Source organism: Clostridiisalibacter paucivorans DSM 22131 (genome assembly GCF_000620125.1).
GTDB lineage: Bacteria > Bacillota > Clostridia > Tissierellales > Clostridiisalibacteraceae > Clostridiisalibacter > Clostridiisalibacter paucivorans.
The window spans coordinates 12,726-27,418 of record NZ_JHVL01000050.1 but is presented as its reverse complement, the minus strand read 5'-3'; the positions used below and the strand labels follow the sequence as shown (position 1 = coordinate 27,418).

The 14,693-nt window shown below is 32.1% G+C and carries 10 protein-coding genes and 1 rRNA gene; all 11 read left to right on the top strand.

Annotated elements, in window-relative coordinates; all coding sequences use genetic code 11:
• Positions 1-4: 4 nt before the first annotated feature.
• Positions 5-121 (top strand): 5S ribosomal RNA (rrf, locus tag Q326_RS0112360).
• Positions 122-365: 244 nt separating this feature from the next.
• Entirely contained in the window at positions 366-1,175 is an 810-nt protein-coding gene (gene pgeF / locus Q326_RS0112355; protein ID WP_026895678.1) for a peptidoglycan editing factor PgeF, read from the top strand.
• Between the two features lie 133 nt (positions 1,176-1,308).
• The gene (locus Q326_RS0112350; RefSeq protein ID WP_026895677.1) at positions 1,309-1,812 is read left to right on the top strand and encodes a thioredoxin family protein; all 504 of its coding nucleotides are present in this window, start codon (positions 1,309-1,311) and stop codon (positions 1,810-1,812) included.
• Positions 1,813-1,872: 60 nt separating this feature from the next.
• Positions 1,873-3,090: a putative glycoside hydrolase gene (locus tag Q326_RS17310; RefSeq protein WP_245592107.1), complete on the top strand. Its 1,218-nt coding sequence runs from the start codon at positions 1,873-1,875 to the stop codon at positions 3,088-3,090.
• Positions 3,091-3,388: 298 nt separating this feature from the next.
• Positions 3,389-5,764 carry a vitamin B12-dependent ribonucleotide reductase gene (locus tag Q326_RS0112340; protein ID WP_250160343.1) on the top strand — a complete coding sequence of 792 codons (2,376 nt, stop codon included), beginning with the start codon at positions 3,389-3,391 and terminating at the stop codon, positions 5,762-5,764.
• A 208-nt stretch (positions 5,765-5,972) separates the two neighbouring features.
• Complete coding sequence (locus tag Q326_RS0112335) at positions 5,973-6,590, top strand: SatD family protein (RefSeq protein ID WP_026895675.1); 618 nt, start codon at positions 5,973-5,975, stop codon at positions 6,588-6,590.
• Positions 6,591-6,691: 101 nt separating this feature from the next.
• Positions 6,692-7,552, top strand: a complete 861-nt coding sequence (locus Q326_RS0112330) for a DUF3307 domain-containing protein (protein WP_026895674.1) — start codon at positions 6,692-6,694, stop codon at positions 7,550-7,552.
• A 212-nt stretch (positions 7,553-7,764) separates the two neighbouring features.
• Positions 7,765-8,565, top strand: a complete 801-nt coding sequence (locus Q326_RS0112325; protein ID WP_026895673.1) for a M55 family metallopeptidase — start codon at positions 7,765-7,767, stop codon at positions 8,563-8,565.
• 48 nt (positions 8,566-8,613) lie between these two features.
• Positions 8,614-9,723, top strand: coding sequence for a DVU_1551 family NTP transferase (locus Q326_RS0112320; protein ID WP_026895672.1), 1,110 nt, complete (start codon positions 8,614-8,616; stop codon positions 9,721-9,723).
• Positions 9,710-11,626, top strand: coding sequence for a sigma-54-dependent Fis family transcriptional regulator (locus Q326_RS0112315; protein ID WP_026895671.1), 1,917 nt, complete (start codon positions 9,710-9,712; stop codon positions 11,624-11,626). The genes Q326_RS0112320 and Q326_RS0112315 overlap by 14 nt, the downstream gene beginning before the upstream one ends.
• A gap of 246 nt (positions 11,627-11,872) precedes the next feature.
• Positions 11,873-14,605 (top strand): molybdopterin-dependent aldehyde oxidoreductase, encoded by a 2,733-nt coding sequence (locus tag Q326_RS0112310; protein WP_026895670.1) that lies wholly within the window; start codon positions 11,873-11,875, stop codon positions 14,603-14,605.
• Positions 14,606-14,693: the final 88 nt, after the last annotated feature.

The following is a 14,693-nucleotide window of genomic DNA, read 5'->3' as shown; positions in this document are numbered from 1 at the left end:
TAAATCCAGTGACAATGGCGAAGGGGATACACCTGTTTCCATTCCGAACACAGAAGTTAAGCCCTTCAGCGCTGATGGTACTTAGGCGGTAACGCCTTGGGAGAGTAGGTCGTCGCTGGATTTTTTTATTTTCTGGATAAGATAGTCAATAAAAATTAAGTAGATAAGTCAGACTAAGCGATTCACACCAAATCACAAAGAAGATTTGGGTTCACTGATAAAGAAACTAAGTGACCAAAACCAAATCAAAGATTTGGATTGCCTACTTATGCTTATGGGAGAGTAGGTCGTCGCTGGATACCAAAAGACATCTTCAATGAATGAAGGTGTCTTTTTTATATAATTTGAAGGGGGAGAATAATAAAATGTATGATTGGAATTTTACGATGTGGGAAAAAGAAAATTTAACTTATTTTACCATACCTTCATTTGATGAAACTAATATAGTAAAAGTCTTTTTTACAACAAGAAGGAAAGGAGTAAGCAAAGGATATTATAGTAGCTTAAATCTAGGTTTAAATACAGAAGATACTTATGAAAACATTAATGAAAACTATAATATACTATGTAATACTTTAAAATTTAAAAAAGACAGTTTGATTTTTTCTGATCAAGTTCACAGTGACAAAATATATATTGTAGACAAAAAAAGTGATAAAGATAATATAAAAGATATAGATGGATTAATTACTAATAAAAAGGGTGTAACCCTAGTTACTTTTTATGCTGATTGTGTGCCTTTATTCTTCCTTGATAAAAAAAATGAAGTTATAGCATTAGCCCATGCAGGATGGCGGGGAACAGTGAAGAAGATAGGAAAAAAGGTTATAGAAAAAATGGTTGAAGTCTATAATACTGATCCTTGTGACTGCTTGATAGGTATAGGTCCATCCATAGGCGGATGTTGTTTTGAGGTAGATGAACCTGTAGTTGAAGAATTTAAAAAGGGATTTAAAGATATTAGTAAATTTATTGATAAGGTCAATGATAAAGGGTATAAATATACTATTGATTTATGGAAGATAAATGAATTAGTGTTAATAGAGGCAGGAGTGCCAAAGGAAAATATAACTATTAGTAATATTTGTACGAAATGCAATAGTGAATTGTTTTTCTCATATAGAGGTGATAATGGGCAAACAGGGAGGATGGCTGCTATTATGTGCTTACGATGAAGGAAAAAACAACAATTTTAACCAATAGATATTGTGTTGTAAAAGGGTAATATATATATTATAATTTATAATATCGGATCATAAAATTAAATATAAGGAATAAAGGGGTTTATCTAAACAAGGGGGAGGATAAATGGATATAAAAGGTCTTTACAATTCAGGGATCAGTTTTGAAGATTTTGTTAATCGAGATAGTGATACCTATAGAGAAAAGACATTAGAAATATATAGAAATATAGAATTTAATCCTAGCTTAATAGATAGAATAAAAGAGATTAATAAAAAGATAAAGGTCTTGATTTGTGCAGAGATATGGTGCCCAGATTGTATGATTAATGTACCAATTATAGAGAAAATGAGGACTTATAATAGAAACATAGAAATTTCCATAGTTAAAAGAGATGGAAATGAAGAATTTTTTAAGGCATATCTAAAGACAGATGTTGTAAAGATACCTACATTTATTTTCTTTGATAAAAATTGTAATGAATTAGGTAGTTTTGTAGAACACCCTAAAAAAATAAAGAATATAGTTGCATTTGGTAATCAACCAAATATAATAGTAGCTAAAAGAAAGTATAAAAAAGGGGAGTATGCAGAAGAAACATTAAAAGATATTTTAGATATAATATTATAGCAGTCTATATAGACTGCTATAATATTGAACAAGCAAAAAACATATGAGGAGCTGAAAATTTTGAGGAAAAAGATATTATTGTTTGTAATTCCATTAATAATTATTTCAATATTTGTTATGAATAAGTTTGATATTATTAATATCAATAAAACTCAGTCTGTAACTGATAATATAGATGCTGATACTGATGATAAAATTCAAGGAGCCATATATACTAAAGACTATATAAGTCAACCTCATTTAGATAGGACTCCTTACAAAGAAAAGGTAAAGGTAAAAGGGATATATCTTACTGGCAATACAGTGGGGTATAATCCTAGATTCACCAAATTAATGGACCTAGTAAATACTACTGAATTAAATGCTATGGTAATTGATGTAAAAGATGATAAAGGCATATTGACATATAAATCTTATGTGGATATGGCTGAGGAGATAGGTGCAAACGAGATAATTAAAGCTAAAAATTTTGATGAGAAGATGAAACAAGTCATAGACAGTGGTGTATATCCTATAGCTAGAATAGTTACGTTTAAAGATAGATTGGCTGGTTCCAAAAGACCAGATTTAACCATTAAATCTAAAAATGGTTCTGTGTGGAAGGATAATAATGGGAATGCTTGGTTAAATCCTTATAATAAGGCCTCATGGGAATACCCTATAAAACTGGCAGAGGAGGCAGCTTTAAAAGGTTTTAAAGAGATACAATTTGATTATGTTAGATTTCCAACTGATGGTAATAGGGCGTTAATAGACTATGGACAAGCGGCTAAAAATAAAAGTAAAGAAGAGGTAATAGCAGAATTTCTATCATATGCTAGAGAAAGATTGGAACCTATGGGGGTGTATGTATCAGCAGATGTATTTGGGTTAGTTACTACAGTTAAAGGGGATATGGATATAGGTCAACATTTGGAAACATTGACCACAAGTACAGATATTTTATGCCCAATGGTCTATCCATCCCATTATGCCTTAGGAAGTTATGGAGTGCCTTATCCTGATACTAATCCTTATAAGATAGTCAATACAAGTATGTCTAGGGCTAAAGAAAGAATTGATAAAATAGATGCAGATGGCAGAAAGGCTATATTAAGACCGTGGCTTCAAGATTTTTCAGCTCCATGGCTCAAAAGAGATTATGGTAAACATTATGTAACATATGGACCTAAGCAGGTAAGGGCACAGATAAAGGCTACTTATGATGCGGGGTTAGAGGAATGGATTTTATGGAGTGCTTCTAATAGATATACTGAAGGGGCATTATTGAAAGAATAGTATTTTAGACTTATAAGGTTATAAGTTTGTAAGATCAATGACAGAGTTATGAAAAAAGTTGGTAGTTCGTAGCTAGTAGTTTGTAGTTGATAGTTGAAATCCTATGGATTTTATTATTAGACTAATAGCTACTATCTATTAACTACTAACTTATTTTATGTTTATTAACAATCTGAGTTCCTAGAGGATAATTTTAGTATATTATTTTGGTAGGAAATATGATAAAAATATGTGATATATAATAGTATTTTAATATAATTATAAAATTAGACTGATGATGTTTTTGACAGGAACCTCCATGGATGATACAATATGTTGTGCATCTAAAAGAATAGATGCACTAAATATTGATTATGGAGGTTTTGTAATGGAGATAAATGAGAATGCGCTGAAGGTATTGGAAAGAAGGTATTTAGCCAAAAATTTATCGGGGGAAGTAATAGAAACACCAGAAGATATGGTAAAAAGGGTAGCCAAGCATGTTGCCCAAGCAGATAGATTTTATGATGAAAAAGCCAATATAGCCAAAACAGAAAAAGAGTTTTATAATGTGATCGATAAATTAGAATTTTTACCTAACTCACCTACATTAATGAATGCAGGTAGAGATTTAGGACAATTATCAGCTTGTTTTGTACTTCCTGTAGAAGATTCCATGGAAGGTATATTTGATGCTATAAAAAATGCAGCCCTTATACATAAGAGTGGTGGCGGCACAGGGTTTAGTTTTTCTAGATTGAGACATAAGGGCTCCACTGTAAAATCTACAGGAGGGGTGGCTTCAGGTCCTATTAGCTTTATGAAGGTATTCAACTCTGCTACAGAGGCTGTAAAGCAGGGAGGAACTAGAAGGGGAGCTAATATGGGTATTTTAAGAATAGATCACCCAGACATAATGAATTTTATATCATGTAAAGAAGATACTGCTGAAATAACTAATTTTAATATAAGTGTGGGAATGACAGAGGAATTTATGAATTCAGTAGAGAAAGAAGAGGACTACGAATTAGTAGATCCCCATACAAAAGAAGTAAAGGGAAAATTAAATGCCAAAGAAGTATTTGATTATATAGTAGATATGGCATGGAATAATGGGGAACCAGGAATTATATTCTTAGATAGACTTAATAATGATAATCCTACGCCAGGACTAGGAGAAATTGAGAGTACTAATCCATGTGGAGAACAACCTTTATTACCTTATGAATCGTGTAATCTTGGTTCAATAAATTTGGTCAAGATGTTGAAAGAAGAAAATGGTAAATATCAAGTAGATTATGATAAATTAGGCAGTGTGGTGGATACAGCAGTACATTTCTTGGATAATGTTATAGATGTGAATAAATATCCCCTTAAACAGATAGAGGATATGACCAAATCCACAAGAAAAATAGGACTAGGAGTAATGGGATTTGCCGATATGTTATTTTATTTAGGTCTAAAATATGACTCCGATGAAGGTGTAGACTTTGGTCATAAATTAATGAAATTTATTGATGAGAGGGCGATGGAAAAATCCATAGAACTTGCTCAAAAAAGAGGCGTGTTTCCAGCATTTAAAGATAGTATATATAAAGATAAAGGAATTAAAGTTAGAAATGCTACAAGAACTACAATAGCTCCAACAGGTACTATAAGTATAATAGCAGGTGTTAGTAGTGGAGTAGAACCTTTATTTGCAATATCATATGTAAGAAATGTAATGGACAATGATAAATTATTAGAGGTACATGGTTATTTTGAAGAGTTAACAAGGCAAAGGGGTATTTACTCAAAGGAGCTCATGGAGAACATAGCTAAAGAAGGAAGTATAGCCCATATAGATGGAATTCCTGAAGATATTAAAAATATATTTGTAACTTCCCATGATATATTACCAGAGTGGCATATAAAGATGCAGGCATCATTCCAAGAACATGTAGATAATGCAGTATCTAAGACAGTAAACTTTAAAAAGGAAGCCACAAGGGAAGATGTAATGGAAACCTATATGTTGGCATATAAACTTGGATGTAAGGGAGTAACCATATATAGAGATGGCAGTAGGGAAAATCAAGTGTTGAGCACAACTTCTAAAGAAGAAAAGGTAGTAACTAGTGATGAAAGAATCAATAAGAAAATAAAGCCAAGGACTAGACCAGAAATGACTACAGGGATTACTGAAAAGGTAAGGATTGGTTGTGGGAATTTATATATAACAGTAAATCATGATGAAAATGATGTTTGTGAAGTATTTACTAATTTAGGAAGAGCAGGTGGATGTCCAAGTCAAAGTGAGGCCACCAGTAGGCTTATATCCATAGCTTTAAGGGCAGGAATAGATATCAAATATATTATAGAACAGTTAAAAGGTATTAGATGTCATTCTACATTAAGACAAAAGGCAAATAATAAGGATATAAAAGTGTTGTCATGTCCTGATGCTATAGGTAAGGCATTGGAAAGGGCAGTAAATACTAAAGTAGAGATAGAGGATACTGCTGTTACTGATATAATAAGAGAAGTAGAAGAAGAGGTGCAAATCCCCCATGGGAATGGATGCAGTAGTTGTGATGCAGAAGATTGTGATGAAATAGTGGAAGATGTCAGTATATGCCCTGAATGTGGTAATAAAGTAGAACATGAAGGTGGATGTATGATATGTAGAAGCTGTGGATATTCTAAATGCGGTTGATATAATATATAACACATAAAAAATGAAATAAATAATAGGTATATTAATAAGTCATCTGGTAGATATAAAATCAGTTTATATCCTAGATGGCTTATTTTATAGTAAATATATTGGTAGATAACACATATATTATTTAAGTAAAATATTTACAAAATATGATATAATATCAATGGCGAATAAAAAGTAATTTATATGTAAAGGAGTGATTATGATTACTAATTATGCAGTTATAACAGCTGATGTAATAGGTTCAAGGGACTATGAAGATTTTGATAATAGATTTTATAATAGAATAAAAGAAATGGATTCAGATTGTCTTTTAACACCATTTAAGATTTCAAGGGGAGATGAGATTCAAGCTATATGTAATGAAGTCTATTGTATTCCAATGGTACTTAGACATTTAAGATATAGATGTCATCCCTTTGCCCTTAGAATAGCAGTGGGCATCGGAGAGATAAAAAATGTAGAGAAGACCGAAAATTCTTGGGATAAAAATGGTCCACTATTTAATAAAGTGAGGGATATTTTAGAGGAAATAAAAGATGAAGATAAGCCTTTGACCAGATTTATTACTGAAGATGAAAACATGAATATTTATTTGAATACTATATATAGTTTGATTGATAAAATAATGGACAATTGGTCAATAAAACAATGGGAAGCGATTCAGCTTTATTATAAAAATAAAAATCTTAAAAAGGTTGGAAAGCTATTAAATATTACTTATCAGAGTACCCATGAACGCATTCAAAGATCTAATTGGAACACAATAGATTATTGTGAAAAGAATATATCATTGTTACTAAAAAAAGAATTTATGTAAAATGAAAAATCAGGGTTATAATGCTGAAAAATGAAAATTAAGGGTTTTGACTATTAAAGATAGGGGCCTGAGCTACCTATATAACTCTGGGGGGACAGAGATTGAGAGTACTATTACTTAGTATTTTTGCTCATATATTATCAGATTTTGTATTTCAAACTACTAAAATGATAAAAGAAAAAGACGCTATGATATTAAAGGGTTTTTTATATCATGGATTATCAACATTTGTAGCCATATTGATTTTACTAATAGAGTATAATTTTTTTACTACAATTATATATGCTACAATTATAACTTTAGTACATGTAATAGTTGATTATTACAAAGCTAGATTAACATGTGATGGAAAAAATACCATTGAATATGAAAAGAGGATGGGGAGGTCTTTAGTCCTTTTTTTGACTGACCAGATTGTACACATAATATCAATAATATTTATTTGGAAATCCTTTGATTTTACTACAGAAAGATCAATAATAAAATTATTAGTAATAATAGAGAAATTATTTCCTTTCAAACAAAATGTAGTAGAAGTCATTAATAATTCAAATACTTTTATAGATGCCAATTTCAAATTATTCACAGAAAAACAGATTATATATGCAATCATATATGCATATATTTGTTTTGGGGGAGCTGTATTTGTACCTAAATTTCTTGATTTTCTTTATAAAAAGATACCTAATTATACTGAAAAGATGTTTGAAGATGAAATTAGTCAAATAGAAAAGCAAGTAAATATAGGAAAATATATTGGGATAATGGAGAGAGCTCTAATACTTACCATATATATTGAAGGGTCTATAACAGGGATTGCAGCAGTTATTACAACTAAATCCTTGGCTAGATTCAGTAAGCTTAATAATAAAGATTTTGCAGAATATTATTTGATTGGGACATTTACTAGTTTTAGTTTAGCAATAGCAGGTGGACTATTGTTAAAATTTATATTGAAATAGATTATTAGCGCAATGTATTTATAGAAATTGTGGTAAGGAGATTAGTGTTATTTGTTTTGGTAGCAGTTGACTACGAATAATAAATAGAGGAAAAATATAGATATTGTAGAAATAAATAAGTAGAACAAATAATAGGTAAAGAATAAATCCAAAGGATTTCTAAGCTTTTCCTAAGAACTAAGAGCTAAGAACTAAAAAATGGAGGGATTTATATGAAATTATTTATAAGTGCTGATATTGAAGGCGTCACAGGCTCAACCAGTTGGAGTGAAACAGAAAAATCCAATGGAGACTATGGTTTTTTTGCACAACAAATGACAGATGAAGTGAATGCAGTGTGTAAAGGCGCATTGAGAATGGGTTTTAGAGAAATCTTAGTCAAGGATGCCCATGAAACAGGGAGAAATATAGTATTTAATGAGTTGCCTAAAGAGGTTAAGATTGTTAGGGCATGGAGTGGTCATCCATTTTCAATGGTACAGGGGTTGGATGAATCCTTTGATGCAGCCATATTTGTGGGATACCATTCACCATCTGGTTCCAATAAAAATCCATTGGCCCATACTATGACAGCCTCAGGGATAAATTATCTTAAAATAAATGGGGAATATGCCAGTGAGTTTTTACTTCATGGATATGCAGCATCCCTTATGGGAGTACCAGTGGTTATGGTAACAGGAGATAAGGGATTGTGTGATGATATAAAGGGAATAAATGAGGATATAACTACAGTGGCTGTAAAAGAAGGTATAGGAAACTCTACTATAAGTATACATCCTGAATTAGCAGTGGAGATTATAAAAGATGAAGCAGAAAAGGCATTAAAAGGAGATATGAAATCTTGTATATTGGAATTACCAAAGGACTTTGAAGTAGAGATATCATATAAAGAACATGCAAGGGCATACAAATCTTCATTTTATCCTGGAGCAGAGCAATTATCTTCCCATGTAATAAGATACAAATCAGACAATTATTTTGATGTGTTGAGAATGATAAATTTTCTAGTGTAATCAGTTATTGCTAAGGTCTTAACTTACTCAAAGAAAGAAGGGGTATATTTGGACAGTAAAGGAAAGATAGCAGCAATAATCTTATCGGCAGGGTATTCATCAAGGATGAAGGATTTTAAGCCACTGTTAAAGATTGGTGATAGAACAGCTTTAGAATATATAGTAGATAGCTTTTATAAAGCCAAAGTAGAAGACATTATTGTGGTTATAGGCCATAATGCCGAAAAAATAAAAGATACCTATAAAGGATTGAAGGTCAAATTTATCTATAATAGACACTATTCTAAAGGTATGTATTCTTCTGTTGTTGAAGGAGTAAAGTATTTAGATAAAGAGATATATAGTTTCTTTGTATTACCAGTCGATATACCTATAATTAAATATTCAACAATAAATGAGATCAAAGGAGCCTTTGAGCAGAGCGAAAAGGGGATAATTTATCCAAATTTTAATGGAATGAGGGGTCACCCTCCTTTGATTTCATCTGATTACATAAAAAAGATCATTGATAATAAGGAAGATGGTGGGCTTAAAAATCTATTACGCAATTATGAAAGGGATGCCCAAGATGTAAAAGTAGTTGATCAAGGTGTACTTTTAGATATGGATACACCCAAGGATTATAAAAAATTATTAGAATATTATAAAAATAGCCAGATACCTAATGATGAAGAGTGCAGGGCTATTTTAGATAAATACTGTGCTTCAAAACGTATAATTGGGCATTGCGAAAAAGTAAAGGATTTGTCTGTTGAACTTGCTAAATCCCTTATAGATAGAGGTTGTAAATTAAATATAAGGCTGATAGAGGCATCAGCTTTATTACATGATGTAGAAAGGGATAAGTCTAGACATGCCTATAGAGGGTGGGAATTGCTAAATAAATTGGGGTATCCCAATGTGGCAGAGATAATAAAAGAACATATGGATATAAGGGTTGAAGAGAATGGTATTAGTGAAAAAGAAATAGTATATCTAACTGACAAAATGGTTATGGATAATAGAGTTGTATCTATAGAAGAACGTTTTCAAAGGTCATTGAATAAATTTAAAAAAGATAAACAGATCATGGAGATGATTAAACAAAGAAAGATAAATGCTGAGAAAATAAAGGAGAAAATTCATAGATTTGGAGAGGATATTTATGAAAATAAGTGAATATAAGGAATTTGCTATTAAAAAATCCCATGAGAGATGTAAAAAGCTTAATTTGACCCATGATCAAGTATATAGTAATAAAATATTTAATAGAGATAAACTTCAGAAGAAGTTTGCTGAAAATAGGGAATTAATAATAACTGCAAATCCCTTTATTAAAAAATTATGTGATTTTGTTAAGGGATCAAATTTTTTTACTTTACTGACTGATGGAGAAGGTTGTATTTTAAATGCAATTGGAGATGAAGATATATTGTCAGAGGCATTTAGAATGAAGATGATTCCTGGGGCCTTTATGAATGAAGAAAGTATTGGGACTAATGCTATGAGTATGGTATTAGTTGAAGAAAAACCTATTCAGATATCAGGGGATGACCATTATATAAAGGCTTATCATAAATGGACCTGTTCAGCTGCTCCCATTAAAGATATATATGGAAATATAGTAGGAGTAATAAATTTAACTGGATATATCGAATCGGTTCATTTGCATACACTAGGTATGGTGGTTTCGGCCTCTAATGCAATAGAGGAAATGCTTAAAATGAAAAAAAATAATGATATGATAAACTTTACTAACAAACATATACAAGGGATGTTTGATTCTATAAAAACAGGGATTATAACATCAAATATAGATGGGCAAATTACCACATTAAATAAGCAAGCAATAAAGATGTTTGGATATAAAGAATCGGTAATGAAAAATATGAATATTTTCGATATAATATATAATTTTGATGAAATTAAAATTGGTTTATTTAAGGGTAAAGAATTTAAGAACAATAATGTATATATAAACTCTAAAAATAATAAATTAAAGCTTAACTTGACTGCATATTCTTTTTATAATTCCAGTGAAGATGCGGTAGAGATTATATTTATTTTTCAAGAAAAAAAATTAGATTTAGGTATAGAAGATAGGCTAATAAATGGAAAGGCTATCTATACCTTCGATAAAATTATTGGGAAAAGTGATAATTTTTCTAGAATTATTGACTATGCAAAAAAGATTTCCAATAGCAAATCTACTATATTGATTATGGGAGAGAGTGGAACTGGAAAAGAATTATTTGCACAGTCTATACACAATAATAGCATTAGAATGGATGAAAAATTTATAGCAGTTAATTGTGGTGCTATACCTAGGGAATTGATAGAATCTGAATTATTTGGATATAAGGAAGGGGCCTTCACTGGGGCAAAACGGGGAGGATATCCAGGAAAGTTTCAAATGGCCAATGGGGGTACAATTTTTCTTGATGAAATAGGTGAAATGCCCCTTGATATGCAGACCAAGATTTTAAGAGTCATTGAAGATGGTGTTATAAATAAACTAGGAAGCACAAAGCCAGATATAGTCAATGTAAGAATAATAGCTGCTACTAATAAGGATTTAAAGAAGGAGGTTGAAGAGGGTAATTTCAGGAAAGATTTATATTACAGACTTAATGTATTGCCAATATATATTCCTCCCCTTAGAGAGAGGAAAGAGGATATACCTAAATTAGTAGATCATTTTATGGAAAAGATTTCTAATAAGTTAAATAAAAAACATGTAAAGATATCTAAAGACCAAATGGAGAATTTCATCAACTATAGCTGGCCTGGCAATGTAAGAGAACTTGAAAATATCGTTGAGCTTATCATAAATACAGAAATGGTTCCGGACAATTTATTTAATACAACAGATAGATATAGTAAAAATAATGTAGTCAATATAAAGGAAGAAAGTTTGAGACTTGAAGATGTTGAAAGACAACATATAATAAAGGTATTAACAAAATATGAAGGAAATATTACCCGAGCAGCTAGTGCATTGGGGATAGGAAGAAATACACTATATTGTAAATTAGATAAATATAATATTAGAAAATTAGGAAGTTGTTTTAAAAGGGCATAGTAGTGGACAAAAAATAGTTCGAAAATTGAACAAAGTTCAATTTTCGAACTATTTTTAATTTTGAAACGTATCAAAAATGAACACTGTCATTATTCTATTGATTAAATCCCATTGATATCAATAAGTCAATAATTGGTATAATATTTGCAATTATCTAAAAACATAGCATCTAGAATATATTAGCATAGAAGTTTTTGATGAAATAGTTATGAGTTTATCAAAAATATAAATGGAAGGAGATTTATTATGATTAGAAAAGAACTCATTATTAATGGAGAAAGAAAGGTAATATTTACAGAAGATGAAGCGTTATTATCAGATGTGCTTAGAAAGCAGATGTTTTTAACAGGCACAAAAGTTGGATGTGGTAAAGGAGAATGTGGGGCATGTTCAATTATCCTTAATGGCAGGGTTGTCAGATCTTGTATTACCAGAATGAAAAGAGTTCCCGATGAAGCCAAGATTATTACAATTGAGGGTGTAGGAGATAAAGACAATCTACATCCAGTTCAAATTGCATGGATGGTTCATGGTGCGGCTCAATGTGGTTTTTGTTCTCCAGGTTTTATAGTATCAGCTAAGGCTTTATTAGACGAAAATATTGACCCGACTAGAGAAGAGGTCAGAGATTGGTTTCAGAAACATAGAAATGTATGTCGCTGTACAGGTTATAAACCTTTAGTTGATGCTGTAATGGATGCTGCAAAATTAATGAGAGGTGAGATAAGGAAAGAAGAACTATGGTATAAATTGCCAGAGGGGGCCAAAATGATAGGCTCAGACTATATTAGACCTTCAGCCCTTGCCAAGGTTACAGGCACGTGGGATTTTGGAGCAGATCTAGGATTGAAACTTCCTGAAAATACATTGCATGCTAAGATAGTTCAAGCCAAGGTATCCCATGGAAATATTTTATCTATAGACATATCAGAAGCAGAAAAGGTTAAGGGTGTTTACAGAGTACTAACATATAAAGATGTTAAAGGAAGCAATAGAATAAATGGATTGGCATTTCCCACTAATAAGGGAGATGGGTTTGACAGACCTATATTATGTGACAAAAAGGTATTTCAATATGGAGATGCTATAGCTATAGTATTGGCAGAGACTCCTAGAATTGCTGAAGAGGCAGTAGAAAAAGTGAAGGTGGAAATAGAAGAATTGCCAGCGTATATGAGTGCCCCAGAGGCCATGGCAGAGGATGCATTAGAGATTCATCCAGGAACACCTAATATATACTTTGAAAATGGTGCTGCTAAAGGAAAAGAAACGGGCCCGATAATGGAACAGGCATCCTATGTCGTTGAAGATGATTTCTATACTCAGAGGCAGCCCCATCTACCATTGGAACCCGATGTGGGATTTGCATATGTAAATGATGACGGTAAACTTATTATTCATTCTAAGAGTATTGCACTTCACTTTCATGCCCTTATGGTAGCAGATGGTGTTGGCATGAAGCCAGAAGATGTATTTATAGTGCAAAATAATGTAGGTGGTACCTTTGGTTATAAATTTAGCCCAACAATGGAAGGACTATTGGGCGTTGCCACACTGGCCACTGAAAGGCCTGTATATTTAGAATTTGATATGCATCAACAAATAACATATACAGGTAAAAGAGCTCCATTTTGGACTACATTGAAGATGGGAGCAGATAAAGAAGGTAACATTATAGCTATGGAATCAGATTGGACTTGTGACCATGGTCCATATTCAGAATTTGGAGATTTATTAACTATGAGAGGGGCTCAATTTGCTGGAGCTGGATATGATATACCCAATATAAGGGGCAAAGGTCGTACTGTATGTACAAATCATGCTTGGGGATCAGCTTTTCGTGGATATGGTGCTCCACAAATAGAGTTTCCATCTGAGGTATTAATAGATGAATTGGCAGAAAAAGTGGGAATGGACCCCTTTGATTTTAGATATAAAAATATATATAGAGAAGGGAGTACAACACCAACAGGATGTAAGCCCGATGTAATTTGTTTACCAGAAATGTTTAATAAATTAAGACCCAAATATGAAGAAGCAAAAAAATTGGTTAAAGAAAAAAATGAAAAGAGTAATGATAAAAAATATGGAGTAGGTATTGCGGTGATGATCTATGGTTCTGGATTAGATGGTGCAGATAGTTCTGAGGCTTGGGCAGAACTAACTCCTGAAGGTGTAACTGTAGGAAACTCTTGGGAAGATCATGGGCAAGGCGCAGATATAGGAACATTGACCTTTGCTTATGAGGCATTAAGACCTATAAATATGAAACCAGAACAGATTAAATTGGTCATGAATGATATGACAAAAACTCCCAATAGTGGACCAGCGGGAGGCAGTAGATCCAATGTTTTAACAGGTAATGCCACTGTAGTTGCCTGTAGGAATTTACTTGATGCAATGAGAAAAGAAGATGGAACATATAGGAGTTATGATGAGATGGTAGCAGAGGGACTGGATTTAAAATATGAAGGTAAATGGACTGCCCCATGTACAGATAGTAGTGTAGAAACAGGTCAGGGAAATCCATTCCCATGTTATATGTATGGTGTATTGATGTCAGAAGTTGAGGTAGATTTGAACACAGGCAAAACTAAGGTAGAAAAGTTGACATTGGTAGCCGATGTTGGAACTATTATAAATAAATTGGTTGTGGATGGTCAGATGTATGGAGGACTTGCACAAGGTATTGGAATGGCATTAAGTGAAGATTTTGAAGACCTTAAAAGACATACAACGTTAACTGGTTGTGGAATTCCTCAAATCAAGGATATACCAGACAATATTGAATTGATATATACTGAAACACCAAGGCCCAATGGACTATATGGTTCAGCAGGTGCTGGAGAAATGCCCCTTGCAGCACCCCATGCATCTATAATTAATGCTATTTATAATGCTTGTAATGTGAGGATAACCCATTTACCAGCTAGACCAGAAAAGATATTAGCTGGACTTCAACAGCTAAACAATAAGTAATAAATAAAAATATAAGGCTATGTTTATAATTTTGAGATTATAAAAACTAATATATAGGCATAGCCTTGTAATCAATATAAAGAATATA

Coding starts and splice junctions, on each gene's coding strand:
- Q326_RS0112310 (WP_026895670.1), top strand. CDS start 11,873: ATGATTAGAAAAGAACTCATTATTAATGGAGAAAGAAAGGTAATATTT.
- Q326_RS0112340 (WP_250160343.1), top strand. CDS start 3,389: ATGGATGATACAATATGTTGTGCATCTAAAAGAATAGATGCACTAAAT.
- Q326_RS0112315 (WP_026895671.1), top strand. CDS start 9,710: ATGAAAATAAGTGAATATAAGGAATTTGCTATTAAAAAATCCCATGAG.
- Q326_RS0112325 (WP_026895673.1), top strand. CDS start 7,765: ATGAAATTATTTATAAGTGCTGATATTGAAGGCGTCACAGGCTCAACC.
- Q326_RS0112350 (WP_026895677.1), top strand. CDS start 1,309: ATGGATATAAAAGGTCTTTACAATTCAGGGATCAGTTTTGAAGATTTT.
- Q326_RS0112335 (WP_026895675.1), top strand. CDS start 5,973: ATGATTACTAATTATGCAGTTATAACAGCTGATGTAATAGGTTCAAGG.
- pgeF (WP_026895678.1), top strand. CDS start 366: ATGTATGATTGGAATTTTACGATGTGGGAAAAAGAAAATTTAACTTAT.